Genomic DNA, 20,470 nt, shown 5'->3' on the forward strand with positions numbered 1-20,470 from the left:
TTTTTATTATTTCTAATACCTTCATTAATCGGCATTTTTTTATTTATGATTCCCGTTCCTTCTAAAGAAGGGGTTACGATTCCGATCGCCGTCTTATCTGAGACGTTGCAAAATATTCTTGGATCTACAATTCCTGCGATTATGACCGGCATCATTATTCTAGCTTTAATAGGAACAATGATTGCAAAAATAGCAAAACCTAAATTTATTAAAAACTCTCCATTTCTGTCGGCGTTATTTGATATCCCTGTAATATGGGTGATTGCTCGCATATTGGCCGTTGTTTTTGCGATAATGGTTTTCTTTAAAATTGGTCCTGAGGCTATCTGGTCAGAAAATACTGGAGGAACTTTATTGTATAGCCTTTTACCTGTTCTCTTCAGTGTCTTTCTATTTGCGGGACTACTTTTGCCATTATTATTGAATTTTGGGTTGTTAGAGTTTTTCGGAGCCATGATGACCAAATTTATGAGACCTATTTTTAAACTACCAGGTCGGTCTTCGATTGATGCACTTGCTTCTTGGCTTGGTGATGGAACAATCGGGGTATTGCTTACAAGCAAACAGTACGAGGAAGGACATTATACGAAACGAGAAGCAGCTATCATAGGGACAACCTTCTCCGTTGTGTCTATTACGTTTAGCATCGTCGTCTTAAAAGAAGTTGGCTTAATGCATTACTTTGTGCCATACTACTTTGCTGTAACATTCTCAGGTATCATTGCCGCCATTATTCTTCCACGGATTTGGCCACTTTCCAATAAGTCGAACACATTTATAAACGGAAAAGAAGATGACAATACCGCCGAGCTGATTCCCGATGGTTATTCAAGATTAGGATATGGAATTGAACAAGCACAACTTCAAGCAAAAAAGAGTAGTAGTGTTAAAGCATTTTTCATAGATGGAAGTAAAAATATTTTAGATATGTGGATAGGTGTAGCTCCAATTGTAATGGCCCTAGGTACTGTAGCTTTAGTCATAGCTGAGTACACACCATTATTCCAATGGCTCGGTCTCCCTTTTATTCCATTGCTTGAATTATTGAACATTCCCGAAGCAACAGCTGCATCGCAAACATTAGTCGTTGGTTTTGCCGATATGTTCTTGCCATCTATTTTAGCAGGAGGAATAGAGTCGGATATGACACGCTTTATTATAGCGGGCGTTTCTGTCACCCAATTAATTTACATGTCCGAAGTAGGGGGATTGTTGATTGGATCCAAAATCCCAGTTAATATGAAAGATTTAATTATTCTATTTCTGTTAAGGACATTGATTACATTACCGATTATTACGTTGATCGCTCATTTGGTTTTTTAGTTTATATTGATGTACTGAATATCCATATTTTGACCCGCACCCAAATTTATAGTAATTTGAGTGCGGTTTAATTTATTTACATAAGTTAAAGAAAGGACGTCCTAACTCATTACTAAAGTAACGAGTATGAGGTCGCCCAGAATATTATCAATTTTCCTTTATTAAAAAATCTACTATAGCCTTATTAACTTTTGTAGCCTGTTCTGCAATTAATAGATGACCGGAGTTTTGTATAATTGTTGTTTCAACATGTGGAATTTTCTCCTTTATTGTGTTTATTGCCTTATTTGCACGATATATTTTTTCTTCGTCTCCAACCATAAACAACGCGGGAATTTTCAATCCGCTTAGTTCTTCTTTTGAAAAATTTTTAGGAATAACTGCAAGAAGGGGTTTGCACTGCTTATAAGCAGTAATAACCTGCTGCATTACCATGGGGTGAATATCATTTCCTTTTGCACAGAACCATTCCCATCCTTTTCTAATTCTTTTTTCTGACGGAAACAGCATAGCGGGATAAATGTACCGAAGAAGTTTTATAAAAGGAATGGGTAATATTGATGCAACCGGAGCAATTAAAATCAATTTTTTTAGATTCTCCTGTCGTTTTCTTGCATAGGTCAACGAGAGCCATCCCCCCATTGAATGACCTATTAAATTACCTAATCCTTTCAATACTTCATCAAGCCATATAACGCAGTCTTCTTCTGTTTTCAATGGAGTCTGCACCAGGCTTTTCCCAAAATCTCCTAAAGTGTCTATACAGTAAACCCGATAGGATTGAAGGGCAGTGATATTTAAATACCAGAAACTTGAATTTCCGGTCATACCGTGTAGCATTACAACAGGCACACCATCTTTTGGTCCGCTAATTATTACATGTGTTTCTCCGAACTTTGTGGGAATTTTTACTTCTTCGTATGCTACTTTCCATAGATTCATTACTTCCTCATAAGATTTTAAGAACTCTTCTTCTCCAGTTTTTGATTTGAAAATTGATAATTTTGTTGTCATCTTTATCTCCTAAATTGATTTTACTTCATTCAAAATTAATAATATTTATTGCCTGCAGTTAAAATTTGTTAGGTCACCAAACACATATTATTATGAATAGTTTACCAAATATAATTCAGAAAGTCCCAGTTTTCACAAAATAGTTTGAGTTTTTTAAATACTCTACATAATTCAACTAACGGTTTGTGATGCGCTTTTAAGAGTAAGAGAATTAACAATAACATTAGATGGTCGGCAAGTTTCTCATCATGAAATCCCACCATTATTTAGGAATCAATGACTGAAATTTTTAAAAAAAGTATTGAATAGCCATAATAGGAAAAAGGGCTCCAAAGAAATTTTTTAATTTCTGTCATAGCCCCTTCTTCTAAAGTATTAAAATGATTGTCGTTGTTTTTGATCATCATATGAAAACTACCTTCTATTTTTTTTCCTTAATCATTAAAGCTGCGTGAATAAGAAAATTATCCTAGCCAATCACAAACTTTCAGCAATCTTTACAATCCCAGATGATATTTCATCAGATTTTACACCCGCATCATTCGTCAAAATTCAGAGTATAGGAGTTTTGCAATACGATTCTCCATCCATCAGGATCCTCTATAGTCACACTAGTCTCGGTGATTGGCACTCAAATTAAATCGATTCATTATCATAAAGTCTCAATTGTTTCTTTTTTATTTAAAAACTGAATTATATGATCATTTACCTCATTTGCTTGTTCAATTGATAGGGCGTGCCCTGCGTTTTGAATAACTTTACTATTAATATGAGGAATCAACTGCTGTGCCTTTTTTAACATTTTCTCATAATTATAAATGACTTCCTTATCACCAACCATAACCAATGTCGGCATATTTATTTTCTTAAAGTCTTCATGGCTAAAAACTGAAGGAACGATCGTTTTAGTAAATTTATAGTGTTTTAGCCCTAAGTAAAACTGCTCGAACAAACTTGATTCCACCTTATTCCCTTTGGCAACAAACCAGCTGCAGAATGAATTTATGACAAATGAACGTTTAGGAATTATCATGATACTGAATAGCCTTACAAAGAATTGCTTATAAAATGGAATAAATGAAGCAGCTGGAGCTAAAAGGATGAGCTTATTAACTTTTTCGGGATATAGAATTGAAAAATTAATGGCCTGCCATCCTCCTGCTGAATGACCGCATACTGCTGTTTGATCAATTTCTAATGCATGGAGAACATCCGATAGCCATTTAGCGCAGTCCTTTTTTTCCTTATAAGGTTTTGTTACTACGCTTAAGTTAAAATCAGCCAATATGTCAATCGCATATGTTCGGTATTGTTGGCTAAGCTCATGGATATTTGCATACCACATGGTCGCTCCAAATCCAAAACCGTGCAATAAAATTAATGGATGAGCATCCTTAGGGCCTGCTGCGAGAATATGTGTTTCACCGAAACGTGTTGTAACGTAAAAACTTTCGTAATCCACTTTCCATAACGAAAGATTGGCATCATACATGTGTTTAAATTTTTCCGAACCCTCAATAGTTCTAAATGCCATAGTATAATTGGACAAGCTAACATTCCTCCTATTAATCTAGTTATCATGAATACTCTCAAAAATTTTCTAATCAATCATTCTGTGGAATATAACTTCCATATCGTTTTCTAAAGTTTAGTTTTAAAAAAGCGCTCGGAATTAATCCGAGCGTTAGTTTATCAATTAGAACATTTAGAAAGTAAAAGAATTCCAACAATAATGATTATAGTAAGTATTATCGGAAGACAACCGCTTCCAGCAAATGCAGTTAAATCACCCGTCATCGAACGATTAATCGAATCTGATAGATTTATCATCGGATTTTTTTTATGCTCGTTTAATTGTCTTTTAAAGTGCTCATCTTCTTTCATAAAAACATCCTTTTTGGCTAATTACTATCTATTAAATATAGCCTTCGTTGCTGCAAACCTTGCACTAAAGGCTTAATTAGATGTTAGCCTGTATTTCTTTTATCTATATTTTTCCAACACCTGCTCTTCAATCAATTCTATATTCCGTTTGTTTTGTACGTAGTCCATTATATGTTCTTTGATATTAGGATATAGTTTAATATTTTCTAATTCAGAAAGCGGAATCCACGACACGTTTGTTTGATTTTCATCAGGATTTTCAGGCAGTTTCGGAGTGGATCCCTCTTTAATTTCACATTCAAACATTAATCCTAAAGAGTGTGTATTTCCATACACATTAAAGTTTAAATGGGGAGCATATTCATATACAAACGCTAATGGTCCAACTTCAACGTCCACTGATGCCTCTTCCATAGCTTCTCTTTGCACTGCTTCAATAACTGATTCGTTTGGTTCAACTCCACCTGCAGGCAAATTATAATGTATTCCTTTCTCATCATTGAATTCTACTAAGAGGATACTATTATTTTTAATAATAAGTGCACCTGCTCTAACTCTAATGGGATAGTTCACTGGTCACCCTACTCCTTTTTAGCTTTCTTTCCTTACCATAGCTTCTTTACGTTAATAATAAGTCTACTTAACCTGAACTATTTATTAACTTCTAGCAATTTCAACAATCCTCTCAGTAATAGAATAAAAGTCATCATTATTTTTGATTACATATAAATATTCAGATTCTCCTTCTATTGGCGCTGTAATGTCGCTTTTATGCGACTCAGCCTGTTGACGAGTTAGCACTTCCTCAAAAGAGGAAGCAGTTCTAAATATAGTTTTAGTCCGCTGACTATTTGCCACTCGTTCTTGAAGGACATGATCTGGAATATCGAAATTGACGAGAACGCTAATAAATCCTTTATTATGAAAGTGCCTAAGAAGATCCAAACGATTTTTCCGAGAACGATTTGAGTTGCATAGAATGAGATGAAGATTGGTTTGATTAACAGCATAATCCACAATGGTCTGAGTGATGTCGTACTTTATTGTGTTTGGCCCTTGCTTTGGTAGTAAGGATTTATAATGGGTGTTGATAAATTCAGCATGGTTATCTTGGTCAATAACAATTGAGTGGTGCAACTGTTGTTCTAAAGCTTTAGCAAATGTAGTTTTCCCGCTATGGGTTTTACCGACTGTGATAATTACAAGCCTTTTCATTAACGCAACTCCATTCGTAAAATTCTGGATTAATTTATCATTAGAGTATTGTCGATTTATATATGTTGGACAACATTCTCCTCTGCCAAGCTTCTGTTCCAATTCTTATTCTATTAATCTATCACTCTAATAGGTCTATTCTTTAACGATGTCAACAGTTTTCATTCAAGGTGAACTTAATTAACATCCCCTAAATAGATTGGAGTTTTTTCTCCATTTAAATGTCTAATGATATATTTTCTTAATTCTTTTGGATATAGCCGGTATTGTAGTAAATCATTAACGGGTATCCACTCAATTCCTATTTGATGTTGATCAGGATTAGAAGGGTGGAAACTCATTCTCTCAGTTTCATAAAGCTGACAAGCAAAATAATATTCAACTTGATGCACATTAACGTCGATGGCTGAATGTTCATGGTTTTTACCGATATATTCACGTATATGCGATAATTCTCCTATTTCAACTTTATTCCCAATCTCTTCCATACACTCTCTTAATAAGGTCTCGTGAAATGTTTCGCCGTGCTCTTGGCCACCACCAGGGCAAAGGTAAAAATCCCCTTCATGATCTCGATTTTTTGTTAATAAAATTTTTTCTTCTTTAATGATGATTGCTTTTACTGAGTTTCTAATCTGCATTTAAACTCCTCCTTCTGGAATTCATGTAAAACATAACTGGACTTAGTACTTCAAAATTGTCTTTTTTAAGAAACCTATGAATTCATTTGCTTCATTTGTTACCACTTTAGTTAAAACATAAGTCGAAGAGCTCGGGGGTTTGATTTTATCCGGCTTTATTTCAAGAAGCCTTTTCATTTTTATTTCGTTCTTCACCATCGAAGCAGGCAAATAAGAAACGCCAAGTCCTTGTTCTATAAATTGTTTAGTTATTTCTATTTGATTAACTTTCATTGTTCGAACAGTTGGATAGTATCTCTTAATCGTATTCAATAGATCATCCCAATAGTCAGGATGATTATGCGTGATTAGCCTGAATTTTTGTAGTGCCCTCATCTCATCATATTTAGATTCTTGATTGGGAATACAAGGGCCGACGAGAAGAACAGGCTCCTCGTGTATGATCTGACAATTAATATTGGTTTGTATCGGTTTTATCCTTGTTAATCCAAGATCCGCTCTTCCCGCGCTAATTTCATCACCAATTTCGTATGAATTAACAATGTTGATTAATACCTCTATATCTGGATTTATCTCAGTAAAACTTCGTAATATTGAAGGTAGTACAGATGAGGCAATTTGCGGCGCTGTTGCAATGATTAACTTTCTATTAAATCCTTGCTTCCATGATTCAAAGTCTTCTAAACCTCGTTCATATGCAGCGATCATTTCTTTTGCATAAGGGAGAAAATAATGACCCGCAGGTGTAAGCGCAATGTTTTTTCCGACTCTATCAAACAACTGGCTGTTAAGATTTTCTTCGAGTCTTTTTATATGCTTTGTAACTGCTGGCTGAGTTAAAAATAGTTCTTCTGATGTTTTACGAAAATTTTCATATTTAGCTGCTATAATAAATGTTTTTAGCCATTTCATATCCATATCAGTTCTCTCCATTTGATAACAGTTGGTTATTAATACTTTGAATTTTTGTTAATATTCATAATCTTCTTCATTAAGTATAATGAAATTAACACAAAAATACAGCCTATTTGGAGGAGAATACGGATGAAGAATGTTAAAAGCATAAATGATTCTTGGAATGCCAAATTGTATGATAACAAACATTCATTTGTTTCTATGTATGGTGATCACCTTGTTGAATTGTTGGCTCCAACGAAAGGAGAAAAAATTCTCGATCTTGGTTGTGGAACAGGAGATTTGGCAAAGAAGTTATATGATAGTGGAATAGATGTTGTAGGGGTTGATAAGTCTGAAAATATGGTTCATTTTGCAAGAAAGAAGTACCCACATATTCCTTTTATCATTGGAGATGCAACAGAACTAAACTATATCAACGAATATGACGCTGTATTCTCAAATGCAACACTTCATTGGGTCAAACCTCCAAGTCAAGCGCTATATTGTATTTATAAAAGTTTAAAACAAGGTGGAAGATTTGTTGCTGAATTTGGTGGGAAAGGAAATATTCAAGTAATAACGAATGAAATCATTAATCAATTAAAAATAGTTGGATTCGAAAATAATATAGAAAAATTCCCTTGGTATTTCCCTAGCATTGGAGAGTATTCATCATTAATGGAAGAAATAGGATTTAAGGTCACCTTTGCTCAGCACTTTGATAGACCAACGCCATTGGAAGGTGATAACGGATTACAAAATTGGATAGAAATGTTTGCAAACGATATGTTTGACGGTATTCCTAATGACCAAAAGAAGGTTATGTTAAAAAATGTTGAGAATAATGTAAGAGATATTTTATATCATGATGGTAATTGGATAGCTGATTATAAAAGAATAAGAGTCATCGGTATAAAATAGGGGCCATCTTGGTCCCTATTTTACATTATCAATCAGAAAATTACTCACTTTTCCCTAAGATGTACTTCATTGAAGAAGATCAAATTAATGGAGAAAAGACAAGGATAGAACCTTGCCTCTATTTTTGTTACCCTTTTACTATTTTTAACATGCTGTTAGCATTTCGTTGAAATTCATAAGATACGTTAACTTCTTCTACAGAATATCCATTATCAGTAAGATAACCTATGAATTTCTCTAAATGTTCATATCGTTTACCTTCCAAGTCCACTAAAGGGAAAATACGGATTTCCTCTTTCGTAACCCTCAATAACTCTTTAAGTGTTTCTATATGAAATTCATAATCTAATCGATCAGCGTACATAAATAAAAAATGGGCAGAAAGAAGAATATCAAATTCTGCATCTGCAAATGGTAATGTAGGTAAAGTGACGGCTATATACCTTTCACTCGATTCCCTCATATCATTAGAACAATCACTTAAAGCACTCAGACGATGTTTTTTAAGTTCTTCTACATCTTTGAAATAATCCCAAATATAATTACTCTTGGCTTTTTGCATATGCTCCATCGCGTGTTCAACATCCTGAAGACCTTTATTTTTCAGCTCTTCAGCAGAGTGATAATAAGCAATGTCACATGCTGTTATGTCTAGACCTAATTTATTTCCGATAGCAGTAAAAGAACACGCACCTGATGGACAATCAAGTATTTTCTTTCCTTTCAGTGATTCTACCGAAAGAGAAAACATATCTAAATACTCTTCAAAAGTCCTACCAATGAAAACAATTCTATCTATATCTAACTTTAAACCTTGTTCGATTCTATGCAATTAGGCTCACCACCTATTGTTTTTCCCCAATTAAAAAATGTAGGGTGATTTATTCATTTCCTTGACTCTATACCAGTAACGATAAATTTCCTTATAACCAATTTTTGAATACAATCTTAAAGCGGGTTTGTTATTCAAAACTACAGCGAGGTAACTGAATTTAGCTCCATTTTCTTTTCCCCATTTTAACAAGTTTAATATTAACTGTTCTCCAAATCCTTTATTCCTATAGTTCATATCAGTGACAATATCAAATAGCCCAATATATTCTCTTTCTATTATGCCGAGACCACAGGCAATCACATGTTCCTTATCGTAAAGAGAGATAAAACATTTTTTAGTTGCGATATTGGAAAGCATTTGAATCATCGTGTCTCTAGTACTCTCTTCAATATGACTCAATCTACAAAAATTCTCTATCCAATCAATATTAATATTCTCATCTAGGATTACAGAATGTAGAGTTGGTTCTTGGATACCCTCTAACTCTAAGGTCTGGACACTAGTATAATCTATCAAAGTGTAGCCCTTTTCTTCTAAAATATCATCTAAATTTGCTGGGCTAACAAAAGGAGTCATTTTAAATGTAGTACGTAAATCATTCTTCGTATAGATGCTCTCACATTCTTTTATTTTATGATTCAAATCCAAAGTTGAGGAATAGATCGGATTAATTGAATTGGCGCGTTTCGTATATCCTTTTGCAAATCTTAGTAACCATCCATCATACAGCAAAGTAGATAAAGGCTGCCAATTATTTAAAGATAGTTCTTCTATCATTTTATTATTTGTTGACCAAGCCATGGTTTCCAACTCCAATTTTTTGATTAAATAGTAATTCTATAAGAAATTGCTAATTCCTTCTTATATGAAAAAAGGAAACTAGTTATCCATGGTAAAGCACTTGTGTAAGGATAAACCAGTTCCAATTATTAGACTTAATAAAGCGCAGGGCATTGTGAAAAGGTATAAGTCCCGATACATCCAGAACTTTTACACACAAATAAAAACGAAACAGCTATGAGATTAAGGTCTTCTTAACCATCTGGAGCAAATATTGAGGGAAGTGGTTGAAATTTGATATTGAGATAACAAAGTAGGTTAGTAAATCTAATAGGGGTTAAATTGTTCCGGTAGAAAAATAATGGTATGAGGTAGTAAGAAAAGGTATCGATTTTTACTCCAGTCCGGTTGTTTGCGAGATATCATTGTATTTGACGACAGGCCATTTCTCCTTTCGTAATGCGTTTATTAGCTCTGGACCTACATGCAAATGGTCTTGTACTAGCTCTTTTGGAGTAAGTGCCATCCATTGGTTCAATGACACGTCTGAAAAACGATTACTCTTGAACATCTCCAAAAACCATAAGCTTTGGCTACCTGTGTTTTGAATGTAATGCCCCATTGCAAAAGGTACATACCCTACATCACCAGCACGGTAATTAAAAGTTCGGGCTTTGCCACTCGCTGCGAATACCGTCATCCGCCCAGTTCCTGTTAGGTAATACTGCCACTCATCGTTATTAGGATGCCAATGCATTTCTCTCATACCACCAGGCTTGATTTCTACCAATGCAGCCGTGATTGTAGTCGAAATAGGGAAGTTAGTGGAATCAACTATTCGTACCGTACCTCCGGAAGTTACAATTGGCTCCTGGGCAAGTAGCCGATGTGTAAAGCTTTTGGGAACTGTACCGTAAGGATCTGATACCTTCTGGCTCTCGAGTGGGCCAGGCACATTTGCTTGGAAAATGTAACGTTGTTTTGTAGGGATGCGTGCAAAGGAGCTTTCAGGCACACCAAAATTTGCAGCAAGCACATCCTTTGGTGTGTGAGCGAACCAATCGGTAATAGTGAAGGTGTCTAACTCAGAGAAGCTGCCGTCATCGAAGACGAGTAGAAATTCACAGCCTTCCTCCAGTCCTTGAATCGAATGTGGAATTCCGGCAGGAAAGAACCACAAATCCCCCGCACCGACATCGGCTATAAAGTTGCGGCCATCTTGGTCGACTGAAGTAATTCGTGCACTACCCCATATCATGTAAGCCCATTCTGCTTGCTTATGCCAATGTAACTCACGCACACCACCAGACGTCAGCCGCATGTTCACCCCCGCAAGCGTGGTTGCAATGGGGAGTTCTCTAACCGTTACTTCCCGCGACCAACCGCCGTGATTTAGCTGCATATGGGTATCCGAAAAAGAGAATTTTAAATTGGGGATCGTCCCAGCATCGGTAATCGGTGGAACTAGCATGTCGGGATTCTCAAGGTCCCTCATGATATCTCGAGGACCAAGATCGGTCGCTCCGGCACCATCATCCCTTATTGGATGGGGTACATTTTCAAATGAGGCTTGATTCCTAATAGGTTTCTTCATAAAAATGCTCCCTTCACTTGTATTGTTCGAGAGAGAATTACAGTAATTTATAACTCATACCTCATAGGTTTTTACACCTAATCTATATATCTTTTTCCGCTCTTTAACTGGTGACGAAGTACAATTCTTCTCTTACCAGAAAGCAAAATGATAATGAGCCCAATCAAAAAACAGGTACTTTTTTTATAATATTAAAAAGGAGTTCGATGACAAATGATCTTCACTCTTTATTTCATTATCGGGATATTGATCAGTACATCGATTTATGTGGTCGCAGACTTCCGCCCCATGTTTCTTTTTCTAATATTGTTCATTGCTTGGTTACCTCTAGTATGCGTTGGGATGACGATAGCACCATTTATAGATGTAGAAGATATTTCCAATAAGCTAAACACATGAAAGTACCAATCCAAGATACACATCCAAAAACCGCAACAATCGTAGTTTCTGACCACCCGTATTTTAAGGAAAAATGATAATGGATCGGTGTCATTCTGAAAATTCGCTTCCGTGTAAGTTTAAACGATGAAACTTGTAATATAACTGACAGCTGTTCTGCAAAATATATTAAAAATAAAATCGGAATCAATATTTCCACTTTCTCAAGAACAGCAAGAAATGACAAGGATCCCCCTATGGCCAATGAACCTGTGTCCCCCATAAAAGCTTTTGCCGGATAAATATTATATATTAGAAAGCCAAGCAAACACCCGATCATGATTAAACAAAAAAGTTGTACCTCTACCCTTTCTGAAATCATAAAAAAGAAAAAGTAGGTAGGAATGGCTACGACTCCTAAAAGTCCATCCAACCCGTCAGTAAAGTTAATTGCATTTGCGGAACCTACGACAAATAAAGTGATAAAAACAACATAAAAGATAATCGGAAGTTCAATGATCATGTTTTTGTAAATATGAATCGTAGTATCTATCCCTAATTCATTGATCACGTAAAATAATAAAACACCCGTAAAAGCAAATTGAAAAACAAGTTTTGTCTTACCTGATACCCCTCCTGGATCTTGCCGGGAAGCTTTCCAAAAATCATCTAAAAATCCAACAAAACTAAACAGGATATATGTAATTGCTAAGAAAAACATTAATGGGGTCGGGGAATAAAGAGTGGCCATTATGACACCGACAAAAAGAATCATTCCGAACATTAATGGAGTACCTTTTTTTAACTGATGATCGGAAGGAAGTTCTTTTCTTATCGGTTGAATAAGTCTAAATTTCTTTAAAACAGCAATCAGTATTGGGGATAAAGCCGCGACGACTACAAAAGAAATCATCGCTGGTATTATTTGATCACTCACTATTTAGTAACTCCTTTTCTAGTAATCTTCACGTTTAATTTTTTTATTCATTACTCTTTTTAGCCAAATACAATTATTAATATTACGTATAAAGGATGTTGGTATGCCCCCCAAATAGGAAGGACCAAGAAAAAATCATGTCAGTCTCTAACAACCTTCTGTGAATAATGTGGATAATTCCCTAATTGTTTTGTACAACTAAAAAGAGTACAGTCCTATTTATATTCAACATTTTTAAGAATAGTTACAGTTGATGTTTGATTGCAGCAAGTATGTCTCTCCACCAAGAATGAGTTAAAAGAATAATTTGTAACGATAATTTTAACGCCTCTGTGAAACGTATTTATCCATCATGAATTCACATAATATAAATTCCCTTTAATAAACGACTTATAATAGTGATTAAAAAGTTACAAAATAATGCCTTACATTTGTTAACTATGTATTGCACACTAAATCATTAATAAGAATCTTGAAATCTACAAATAAGATGTTACTTATCGATTTAGTTTATTAAGTAAAATCTCCTTATGAGCTTTAGAAAGTTTCATCAACTCAAAGTGATCATTTGAAATCAACGTATATAATTTATTTGCTTCTCTCCAAGCAATGTTGTATTGTAACGCATCAATAATTCCCCTCGATAATGCCTCTTCCAGTTCATCTGCATCTTTCTTTATTACTTCACCCGTTGGCAATATAATAATATCTAAAAATAGATCGTCCATCCAAGGGACATTATTTTCAATCCCACATTCTAAACATATATCAACATACCATTGGACAATGTTCCCTTGAGAATCAAACATCGTCGTTAAAGAATGATGTGCTTCAATAGGAAAATGCTGAAGCCATATGTACCCATCATCGGCTATACATACTTTTTTTCCGTCATAGTTAACATACAATGGATCTCTAACCTCTTGAATTTCTAGTAAAGTAACATACCCTTTAAACTTATCTGTATCAAGAAATGTATGAATATATCTCCTTTTACGCACTCGCCTCCATTCTGAACGATCACCATATTTCCGTTTTAACAATTCGATCCTCCTTATTGTTTTAAATTAACAATCCATTATTTTATCGGTAAATAATTTATAGTTATCCGTTTATTACTATTCAAAATGTATTATTACGACTTCGATTCAATAAAGTTTGCTTCTATCTTTATGAAAACCTCTATAGAAGTCTTTTAATAAACGAATAACCCAGCATGAATTAGATTACTTCCTGTGTGTATATTCTTTTATGAGGGATTACACCTCTTACACCGCCAGTTGGTTCATCCATATCATTTCTATATCTAGGAATTATATGAATATGACAATGGAAAATGGTTTGCCCTGCCACTTCTCCACAATTAACCCCAATGTTATATCCTTCTGGCCTATATATTGAATCTATCAACATTTTACTCCTCATAATCAGTTCATCTATTGAATGTTTTTCTTCGGACTTTAAACTAAAATAATCATTACAATGTCTCTTTGGAACTATTAATATATGCCCCTGATTAACAGGAAATTTATCATAAAAACATTTTGCTAACTCATTTTCAAAAATCACATTCTCTATTTCGCAAAAAATACACGGCAAATAAAACACCCCAAATCTATTAATTGAAATTACCTAATTTCCGATGATTCTCTTCAATTAATATAACCTACACTCCTAAAAATTGGTATTTAAACCATATTAATCATAGGCTCTTAATTCCAAATACTAATTTGATTTTGATGCGGTTCTTTTTTGCCTTTTTGAACCCATCTTTTGTGTCTAAGATAAAAACAGTTTTTCCTATCCAGACCCTTATATAAAAAGATTGTATTTTAATAGGCCTTACTATTCCTTTTTCTTCTAATTCAGTACCATCACTTAATTCTGTTTCCGTCCTTATTAACCACTTATTTCCCACTCCAAATTCAATAAATTTCAAATCTGTATCCCCTTACAATTAGACCTACACTGTTTATTTTTTTATTTTTGACTAGCTGAAATAAGTAATCAATTGTAGTTATATGTTCATTTAACTTTTTTCACTGCAAATGTAATCGCATTCGTTTTTAATAAGACGGGGCGTTGCTTACGCTTTATTGTATATTTCAATGGTTTTACTAGAACCTTTATGACTTCCCAGCCCTTATATGCTTCGTTTAATTTATTCATCATCTCTTCCGTTGATAAGTTTATTTCCATGAGCGGGAATAAGCTCTCGTTCGTATCTAAATCAATTTCTTCCACCTCTGAATTTACGATAATGCAATTTATCCCCTTGTCCTTTGTTCCTTCTACCATTTGATGGATCACTTTTTCAAAAACAGACTCGGAATCAACATGTTCCAAACTTGATACAGCAACGATGAAATCATAATTATTGGGAGTTATTGAAAAGGTTCCTATATCTGCTTGTTCACTTTGAATCATTTCGTCTACATCATGTTCTTCACTATATTGTTTTAGTTTTTGTAAAGCAGACTCAAGCAAATCCACACAAACTATTTTGCCTCCTTTTTCTTTTAATAACTGGGCGATTGGAATGCTATTTCTTCCAACCTCCGATCCCAAATCAAGGATATTAAGATTGTTTTTTTCCTCTAATAACGGGATCATTTCCATGACTGTCATCACAGGTTTATGCAACCAAGAGCCTTCCTCAAACAATTTATAATTATCATAACAATAGTCATGATATTCTTTTTCCTCTTTTCGTATATAGTCGATTCTGTTCATGACTATCACCTTTCAGCATTTTGAGATCAACCTAGATATCTATGTTATGATTACATAATAGGATATGGAGTTGATAAAAATGGCATTCTTTTATTTAAATGAACCTTTATACCCTCAAATGCAAATGACTGATATAGAATATGAATTATTCCATACAAGTTATGTGCGGAGACTAAAATATCTAGCCCATTTTGGTGCTGCCTTCCTTGTCACTCCTGTTGTCCATTCAAGATTTGAGCATACATTAGGAGTATGGAAGCTGGCTTGTTATTTTTTTCCTGAAGACTACATACTAAGAATTGCTGCTATATTACATGACATCGGGCATCTACCTTTTTCGCATGCAGTGGAAGAAAATCTTGGATTTAACCATCATCATTTTACTGAAAAGTATATTAGCAGCTTTGAAATCAAAAATATCTTATCCAAATATGGATATTATACAGATGAGATTATTGCATACTTAGACAGCTCCTCGCCTTTAACAGGATATGATAATGTACTTGGTCTTGATCATTTAGATAGTTTCTTTCGAGATACTTATATGGCAGGTTTTGCACGCAACTTACCGCGTGATGTATTAGAAAAGTTATCGTGTTGCGAAAAAGGAATTGTAACTGATGAAGAAACGGCTATGTATCTTCTAGAATTAATTACTGTGGATCATGAACTCTTCCTATCTCCTCATTTATTGGCAGTGGATAAGATACTTTCAGAAGCAATCCGACTTCATTCAAAAGAAATGGGAACTCCACTTTCAGATTTTGTTTTGTTAACTGACCATGAGATAATAACCATGCTACGTCAATCATCATCAGAAAGAGCGAAAAAATTAATTGAGCTTCTTTTATTTAGACCACAAAATATAAAAGTTGAAGAAACTTTCTCAGAACATACTGCCCTGAAACTAGAGGTACGAAAGGTTTACCAAAAAAGCCCATTAGTTAATGGAAAACCGATACTTGAATCATCAAAGTGTAATGATATTAGGAAGCGGTTGCAAGCTTTGAAAAAGGTATATTATATTTATGAATAGCTTATTAACATACAATTTTAATACTAGTATAAAATAATGCTATTCATTTTTTTCTACTTATTTACCAATTTCGTGGTTCTACGATCAATCTAAATTTATACAATAATAAAGGTCTGATCCTACTCTTTCTATGAGAGAAAAGCTGTTCTTTTCATAAAGCTTGATCGCCGACTTTTGCTTCACTGTCGTATCTAAAATAACTTTCTTGTATCCTTTCGTTTTTGCGTCCAATATTGCCAAGTCTAATAACCTTTGTCCTAAACCCTTTCCGCGATATTCTGGATATAAGTACATTCTTTTTATTTCTGCCACTTTATCACCCTTTGTTTTCCTAATAGCAATGCACCCTATCACGTTTCTATTATGTAATGCTACCCAAAAACCTCCACCCTCAAGAAAATACTCTTGTTGAATTTCATCTAAATCATAGTCCAATCTTGTATCATATGAAAATCCGAATTCTGTATGTACCGTAAGAACCATTTCTTTTACTGCTGCTGCATGCTCATCCCTAAAGTGTACTATCTCGATTTCCTCCATACAAAAGTCCCCCTGAATTTAAAAAAGCCAAGTCAAAAACGTTCATCATACATAATCAAATATATGGATATCAACTCCATCTATGTAGCCTATTTCTTCCTTATCATCCCATAGCTTTATTTCAGATGTTTCTTCATTGTTTTTAAAAGATTGAAGTTTATCTACCTCCGCGAAGTAGATTGGGTTATATTTTATATGACCGAACTTAGTGTCCTGGACTTTCAATAAACCCTTAAATTCCATATCTCTAACTAGTTGCCCAGTTTCTTCATACAGTTCTCTTATTGCACATTCTTTTGGTGACTCGTTACCCTCTCTTTTACCAGCAGGTACTTCCCATTGTTTTCTCCAAACGTTGTAACAAAGAAGGTGCTTTCCTTCACATTTAATAACGGCAAACGAGCCGGCTAGTGGCTGATACTTATGTACATCATTTTCTTTGGCATGTATAAATTCTAGAAACTGAAAACCATTATTTTTAAGGGATATCACATGAAGCACCTCACAATTTAAGGTCGCTATAAACTATATTTCTGTTTGCTATTGAAGAATACCTTCTATTTTTTGAAAACGTAATATGATTCTCGTTGGAATAGAATATGAATGAGTCGGTAGTTTTTAAAGAAGGCTCGTAGATTGGTATGCCAGTAGGGAAAAACATATGGGGTCGCTCTGATTTGGAAGGAAAGTATTATTATCCTTTTCAACATTGTAAACAAACCCCACCGATTTCAATTTCAACTGTGGGGTTTATGTTTCTCTCCGAAATAGTGTAAATACAATTATTCGCATTGGTGTCAGGCACCATTCCCATTCTAGGTATCATTTGCTATTTCGATTAATTCGATAAGTTCTTGATCTGGGCCTTCATAAAAGACCGTTGACCAGCCATTTTGTAGTTTAATGGGGCCTTCAGTTGGAATAATCCCATATCCTTGAGTATGAATTATCCAATCGTTAAGATCATTAATTTCCCATGACATATGGATGTTATCTTTGTGATATTCTTCTGTCTCTTCCGATAGGATTAATTCTATTCTTATAGAATCTCGTATTAAAAATGTGATCTTTTCACCAACAAGCTCTAAGCGTTGCTCAATTAAAAAACCAAATACCTCTCTGTAAAATTTCTCCGATTTTTTTAAGTCTTGTACTTGTATGCCAACATGGTGCCATTTCATCATTCATTCTCCATTGGCAAGATTAGGTTCATATCCCCAAATTCATGCCATAAATACTCATGTCCGAGTGCTTCATGATAAGATTTTAGTAAATAATCCTTTTTAATGAATGCCGTTAACAAATGCAGATGGCTAGCTTCGGGCTCGTGGAACCCAGTCAATAGACCATCCACCACCTTCAAAGGGTATCCTTCTTTGATGTATAAGTCTGTAAGTCGATCTTGTGGTGTCACTTGACCTTTATGATCCGATGCTGATTCTAGAGCTCGTACGACAGTCGTCCCAACTGCTATTACTCGGCCACCATCCTTTCGCGTCCTGTTCACTATTTCCGTTGTTTGTTCTGATATATGAAATTGTTCTGGATGCTTACTAGGAGTTGGCCAATGATCATCTCCATAATAGCTAAGTCCTGCATGTAGTTGTAAAAAAGTAGTTTGAACTCCCTTTTTCTTTAAATGATTTATAAGACGCCAGGAAAACGCCCTACCCGCAGAAGCCATTTCAACTGAACCTGGGATTGTAGCATACACGGTTTGATATGTTTCTAGTGGCCATGTGGTATCGATATATTCGTAGCGAATTGGTTCGCCAAATTGAAAAATCATGTTAAATAATTCGACTCCGCCCTTTGAGAATAAAAGTCTAACTAATGGACGCTCACTCCCATTACCAATAATTGTAGCTGTAATACCATTTTCAAGTATAAGCATCTCTCCAATTTTACAAAGTCCATTTAACACAAGTGCATCCCATTGTCGATCAGAAAGTTGTCTTGAAAGCCGAATCTCGACGTTACACGTTCCTTGTTTTCCTCTTAGTACCGAAGGAATTGTCCGACTATTGTTCATAACGAGTAAATCGCCGGGTTTTAGATACGAAGCAAGATCTGTAAATTGTCCGTGAATCGTTTTTCCTGTAGTGCGATCCATAACCATAAGTCTTACTCTATCGCGTGAAGCACCTCTTTTTTCAGGTGGAGTTGATGCATTTAAATTCGAAGGAATTTGAAACTCTTTAGCGTCTGCGTTCATCGTCCTCCCTCACTCTTCCTTAAAAGATTGTGCTTCAAAACGCTGTCCATTTATCGATTTGGAATCCTTTGATGCAAGGTAGAGAAAAACATCTACAACATCATCTGGTTTTGCAAGATCATAATCACAGTCGGGAACGGCTTTGTCATGCATGTCGGTATCCATTTCACCAGGATCCACCATGTTTATACGGACCCCTGTTTCCTGTAATTCATCTGCCCATGTTTGTGTTAATCCTTCAAGTGCAAATTTTGATATACCGTAAGCTCCCCATTCAGCAAAACCAGTACAACCCGCTTCAGATGTAACATTTATAATCGATCCTTCATTCCGCTCTAGCATTCCAGGTAACACCCGTTTTGTTAGTAAAAATGGATTCATAATGTTTACTTTTAGCACTTCTGCAAAATCATCATTTGGATAATCAAGCAGCAAAGTTGGTCCTGGTCCAAATATGGATGCATTATTTATTAAAACATCAACCCGTCCGTATACATTTTCAACAATCGAGACAAACCTTTCTACATCTCTGTCTAGTGACACATCAGCAGCCACAGCCAGCACCTCCGCTCCAAGGCTCTCCACTTCTTCTTTTACCTTTAGTAATTCCTCTTCACCTCTAGAACAAATTGCGAGTCTTACTCCAGCTTTTGCAAACGCATGCGTAAGTGCTTTTCCTAACCCCTTTGATGCACCTGTAATCATAACAACTCGTTTATTACCCATTTGATAATCCCCTTTCATAACCTCTGATGACTTTATTATAAGAAGTGAAAGGTTTTTTTTAATCCAGAAAACGAGGTAGATTATTATACAAATATTGAAGGGGAAAAGCATACGACTTACGACCTAGAAAAGAAGAAAAAGGTGGTAGAACTAAATTCCCATAGTTCAACCACCTTAATTACCCACAATATTAACACTGTACAGATTCCAGTCTTTTAAAGCTCCTTATACTTTGAAAGATGCCCCACTTGGTTATATTCACCGATCAACCATTTTTCTTCCTGAAAATTAATATTGCTGATACAAGCATTGATTAACCTTGTCTTACCTGAACCTATTTCACCATCTGACAATATCGATAAAATGGCGTTAATCACTCCTCCATGTGCTACAAGGAGTACTTTTTTATTGACGTATTGTCGATTGATGTTTTCAATCCCTGCCATTACCCGTTCGTTCAATGCAAACTTTTCTTCTTGATTCGGGATATTCCTATTGGGATACATTAATTCATTCTCTTCTCGAGTCTTTCCTTCTGCATCACCAAAGGAACGTTCTACAAATTCTTCCATTTCAATAAGAGGAATTTGCAATCCTTCATTAATTATTTCTGCCGTTCGCTTTGCCCGTTGGAGCGGACTCGTTATGATGGCATCCCAATGATCGTTTTTTAAAAAGTCCCTACATTCCTCTGCTTGACGTATGCCGGTATTATTTAAAGGAATATCCGTTCTTCCTTGGAGTTTTCCTAATGCGTTCCAATCTGTTTCTCCGTGACGAATTAAACAAATGGTCGTAATT

The 20,470-nt window shown here is 35.1% G+C and carries 25 protein-coding genes; 3 read left to right on the plus strand and 22 right to left on the minus strand.

Features of this window, described 5'->3' with window-relative positions:
• The first annotated feature begins 45 nt into the window (after positions 1-45).
• Positions 46-1,323: a YjiH family protein gene (locus KHA93_RS14225; protein ID WP_213112943.1), complete on the plus strand. Its 1,278-nt coding sequence runs from the start codon at positions 46-48 to the stop codon at positions 1,321-1,323.
• A gap of 147 nt (positions 1,324-1,470) precedes the next feature.
• Here the strand turns inward: KHA93_RS14225 and KHA93_RS14230 are convergent, their stop codons facing one another.
• The 8 genes from KHA93_RS14230 to KHA93_RS14260 all read right to left on the minus strand — a co-directional run bounded on the left by KHA93_RS14230 (position 1,471) and on the right by KHA93_RS14260 (position 7,010).
• Positions 1,471-2,337, minus strand: coding sequence for an alpha/beta fold hydrolase (locus KHA93_RS14230; protein ID WP_213111328.1), 867 nt, complete (start codon positions 2,335-2,337; stop codon positions 1,471-1,473).
• Positions 2,338-2,875: 538 nt separating this feature from the next.
• On the minus strand, positions 2,876-2,968 hold the full coding sequence (locus KHA93_RS23865) for a hypothetical protein (RefSeq protein WP_432806317.1): 93 nt from the start codon (positions 2,966-2,968) through the stop codon (positions 2,876-2,878).
• Positions 2,969-2,989: 21 nt separating this feature from the next.
• Positions 2,990-3,886 carry an alpha/beta fold hydrolase gene (locus KHA93_RS14235; RefSeq protein ID WP_213111329.1) on the minus strand — a complete coding sequence of 299 codons (897 nt, stop codon included), beginning with the start codon at positions 3,884-3,886 and terminating at the stop codon, positions 2,990-2,992.
• 143 nt (positions 3,887-4,029) lie between these two features.
• Positions 4,030-4,221 carry a DUF6366 family protein gene (locus KHA93_RS14240; RefSeq protein ID WP_213111330.1) on the minus strand — a complete coding sequence of 64 codons (192 nt, stop codon included), beginning with the start codon at positions 4,219-4,221 and terminating at the stop codon, positions 4,030-4,032.
• A gap of 99 nt (positions 4,222-4,320) precedes the next feature.
• Entirely contained in the window at positions 4,321-4,794 is a 474-nt protein-coding gene (locus tag KHA93_RS14245; protein ID WP_213111331.1) for an NUDIX domain-containing protein, read from the minus strand.
• 84 nt (positions 4,795-4,878) lie between these two features.
• The gene (locus tag KHA93_RS14250; RefSeq protein ID WP_213111332.1) at positions 4,879-5,436 is read right to left on the minus strand and encodes an ATP-binding protein; all 558 of its coding nucleotides are present in this window, start codon (positions 5,434-5,436) and stop codon (positions 4,879-4,881) included.
• A 176-nt stretch (positions 5,437-5,612) separates the two neighbouring features.
• Positions 5,613-6,077, minus strand: coding sequence for an NUDIX domain-containing protein (locus KHA93_RS14255; RefSeq protein ID WP_213111333.1), 465 nt, complete (start codon positions 6,075-6,077; stop codon positions 5,613-5,615).
• Between the two features lie 42 nt (positions 6,078-6,119).
• Positions 6,120-7,010: a LysR family transcriptional regulator gene (locus KHA93_RS14260; RefSeq protein ID WP_233711169.1), complete on the minus strand. Its 891-nt coding sequence runs from the start codon at positions 7,008-7,010 to the stop codon at positions 6,120-6,122.
• Positions 7,011-7,121: 111 nt separating this feature from the next.
• Here KHA93_RS14260 and KHA93_RS14265 point away from each other — a divergent pair, with 111 nt between their 5' ends.
• Complete coding sequence (locus KHA93_RS14265) at positions 7,122-7,895, plus strand: class I SAM-dependent methyltransferase (RefSeq protein ID WP_213111334.1); 774 nt, start codon at positions 7,122-7,124, stop codon at positions 7,893-7,895.
• 127 nt (positions 7,896-8,022) lie between these two features.
• Here KHA93_RS14265 and KHA93_RS14270 read toward each other — a convergent pair whose 3' ends face one another.
• The 8 genes from KHA93_RS14270 to KHA93_RS14305 form a co-directional block, all read right to left on the minus strand.
• The gene (locus KHA93_RS14270; protein ID WP_213111335.1) at positions 8,023-8,727 is read right to left on the minus strand and encodes a class I SAM-dependent methyltransferase; all 705 of its coding nucleotides are present in this window, start codon (positions 8,725-8,727) and stop codon (positions 8,023-8,025) included.
• A 30-nt stretch (positions 8,728-8,757) separates the two neighbouring features.
• Positions 8,758-9,531 (minus strand): GNAT family N-acetyltransferase, encoded by a 774-nt coding sequence (locus tag KHA93_RS14275; protein ID WP_213111336.1) that lies wholly within the window; start codon positions 9,529-9,531, stop codon positions 8,758-8,760.
• Positions 9,532-9,904: 373 nt separating this feature from the next.
• A complete protein-coding gene (locus KHA93_RS14280) occupies positions 9,905-11,104 on the minus strand; it encodes an oxalate decarboxylase family bicupin (RefSeq protein WP_213111337.1) in 1,200 nt (399 codons plus the stop codon).
• Positions 11,105-11,462: 358 nt separating this feature from the next.
• Positions 11,463-12,395 carry a phospho-N-acetylmuramoyl-pentapeptide-transferase gene (gene mraY / locus KHA93_RS14285; protein WP_213112945.1) on the minus strand — a complete coding sequence of 311 codons (933 nt, stop codon included), beginning with the start codon at positions 12,393-12,395 and terminating at the stop codon, positions 11,463-11,465.
• Between the two features lie 521 nt (positions 12,396-12,916).
• Positions 12,917-13,462, minus strand: a complete 546-nt coding sequence (locus tag KHA93_RS14290; protein ID WP_213111338.1) for a ribonuclease FAU-1 family protein — start codon at positions 13,460-13,462, stop codon at positions 12,917-12,919.
• Between the two features lie 178 nt (positions 13,463-13,640).
• Positions 13,641-14,027, minus strand: a complete 387-nt coding sequence (locus KHA93_RS14295) for an HIT family protein (protein WP_349772301.1) — start codon at positions 14,025-14,027, stop codon at positions 13,641-13,643.
• A gap of 94 nt (positions 14,028-14,121) precedes the next feature.
• Positions 14,122-14,358: a DUF3977 family protein gene (locus KHA93_RS14300; RefSeq protein ID WP_213111340.1), complete on the minus strand. Its 237-nt coding sequence runs from the start codon at positions 14,356-14,358 to the stop codon at positions 14,122-14,124.
• 86 nt (positions 14,359-14,444) lie between these two features.
• On the minus strand, positions 14,445-15,152 hold the full coding sequence (locus KHA93_RS14305) for a class I SAM-dependent methyltransferase (protein WP_213111341.1): 708 nt from the start codon (positions 15,150-15,152) through the stop codon (positions 14,445-14,447).
• A 79-nt stretch (positions 15,153-15,231) separates the two neighbouring features.
• Here KHA93_RS14305 and KHA93_RS14310 point away from each other — a divergent pair, with 79 nt between their 5' ends.
• Positions 15,232-16,188 (plus strand): HD domain-containing protein, encoded by a 957-nt coding sequence (locus KHA93_RS14310; RefSeq protein ID WP_213111342.1) that lies wholly within the window; start codon positions 15,232-15,234, stop codon positions 16,186-16,188.
• 84 nt (positions 16,189-16,272) lie between these two features.
• On the opposite strand, the gene KHA93_RS14315 is transcribed toward KHA93_RS14310, so the two are convergent.
• The 6 genes from KHA93_RS14315 to KHA93_RS14340 all read right to left on the minus strand — a co-directional run bounded on the left by KHA93_RS14315 (position 16,273) and on the right by KHA93_RS14340 (position 20,469).
• Complete coding sequence (locus tag KHA93_RS14315; protein ID WP_213111343.1) at positions 16,273-16,728, minus strand: GNAT family N-acetyltransferase; 456 nt, start codon at positions 16,726-16,728, stop codon at positions 16,273-16,275.
• 45 nt (positions 16,729-16,773) lie between these two features.
• On the minus strand, positions 16,774-17,220 hold the full coding sequence (locus KHA93_RS14320) for an NUDIX domain-containing protein (RefSeq protein ID WP_213111344.1): 447 nt from the start codon (positions 17,218-17,220) through the stop codon (positions 16,774-16,776).
• Positions 17,221-17,543: 323 nt separating this feature from the next.
• Positions 17,544-17,912, minus strand: coding sequence for a VOC family protein (locus KHA93_RS14325; protein WP_213111345.1), 369 nt, complete (start codon positions 17,910-17,912; stop codon positions 17,544-17,546).
• Positions 17,909-18,943, minus strand: a complete 1,035-nt coding sequence (locus KHA93_RS14330) for an S-adenosylmethionine:tRNA ribosyltransferase-isomerase (protein ID WP_213111346.1) — start codon at positions 18,941-18,943, stop codon at positions 17,909-17,911. Before KHA93_RS14330 ends, KHA93_RS14325 begins: the two co-directional genes overlap by 4 nt.
• Before the next feature lie 9 nt (positions 18,944-18,952).
• Positions 18,953-19,669, minus strand: coding sequence for an SDR family oxidoreductase (locus tag KHA93_RS14335; protein ID WP_213111347.1), 717 nt, complete (start codon positions 19,667-19,669; stop codon positions 18,953-18,955).
• 215 nt (positions 19,670-19,884) lie between these two features.
• Entirely contained in the window at positions 19,885-20,469 is a 585-nt protein-coding gene (locus tag KHA93_RS14340; protein ID WP_213112946.1) for a histidine phosphatase family protein, read from the minus strand.
• Between the last annotated feature and the right edge of the window lies 1 nt (position 20,470).

Source organism: Lederbergia citrisecunda (assembly GCF_018343695.1).
GTDB lineage: Bacteria > Bacillota > Bacilli > Bacillales > Bacillaceae_C > Lederbergia > Lederbergia citrisecunda.

Bases quoted from the DNA above. Each gene is read 5' to 3' on its own strand.
- KHA93_RS14335 (WP_213111347.1), bottom strand. From the start codon at position 19,669: ATGGGTAATAAACGAGTTGTTATGATTACAGGTGCATCAAAGGGGTTA.
- KHA93_RS14275 (WP_213111336.1), bottom strand. From the start codon at position 9,531: ATGGCTTGGTCAACAAATAATAAAATGATAGAAGAACTATCTTTAAAT.
- KHA93_RS14280 (WP_213111337.1), bottom strand. From the start codon at position 11,104: ATGAAGAAACCTATTAGGAATCAAGCCTCATTTGAAAATGTACCCCAT.
- mraY (WP_213112945.1), bottom strand. From the start codon at position 12,395: ATGATTTCTTTTGTAGTCGTCGCGGCTTTATCCCCAATACTGATTGCT.
- KHA93_RS14230 (WP_213111328.1), bottom strand. From the start codon at position 2,337: ATGACAACAAAATTATCAATTTTCAAATCAAAAACTGGAGAAGAAGAG.
- KHA93_RS14310 (WP_213111342.1), top strand. From the start codon at position 15,232: ATGGCATTCTTTTATTTAAATGAACCTTTATACCCTCAAATGCAAATG.
- KHA93_RS14265 (WP_213111334.1), top strand. From the start codon at position 7,122: ATGAAGAATGTTAAAAGCATAAATGATTCTTGGAATGCCAAATTGTAT.
- KHA93_RS14240 (WP_213111330.1), bottom strand. From the start codon at position 4,221: ATGAAAGAAGATGAGCACTTTAAAAGACAATTAAACGAGCATAAAAAA.
- KHA93_RS14330 (WP_213111346.1), bottom strand. From the start codon at position 18,943: ATGAACGCAGACGCTAAAGAGTTTCAAATTCCTTCGAATTTAAATGCA.
- KHA93_RS14255 (WP_213111333.1), bottom strand. From the start codon at position 6,077: ATGCAGATTAGAAACTCAGTAAAAGCAATCATCATTAAAGAAGAAAAA.
- KHA93_RS14260 (WP_233711169.1), bottom strand. From the start codon at position 7,010: ATGGAGAGAACTGATATGGATATGAAATGGCTAAAAACATTTATTATA.
- KHA93_RS14250 (WP_213111332.1), bottom strand. From the start codon at position 5,436: ATGAAAAGGCTTGTAATTATCACAGTCGGTAAAACCCATAGCGGGAAA.
- KHA93_RS14315 (WP_213111343.1), bottom strand. From the start codon at position 16,728: ATGGAGGAAATCGAGATAGTACACTTTAGGGATGAGCATGCAGCAGCA.
- KHA93_RS14225 (WP_213112943.1), top strand. From the start codon at position 46: ATGATTCCCGTTCCTTCTAAAGAAGGGGTTACGATTCCGATCGCCGTC.
- KHA93_RS14325 (WP_213111345.1), bottom strand. From the start codon at position 17,912: ATGATGAAATGGCACCATGTTGGCATACAAGTACAAGACTTAAAAAAA.
- KHA93_RS14305 (WP_213111341.1), bottom strand. From the start codon at position 15,152: ATGAACAGAATCGACTATATACGAAAAGAGGAAAAAGAATATCATGAC.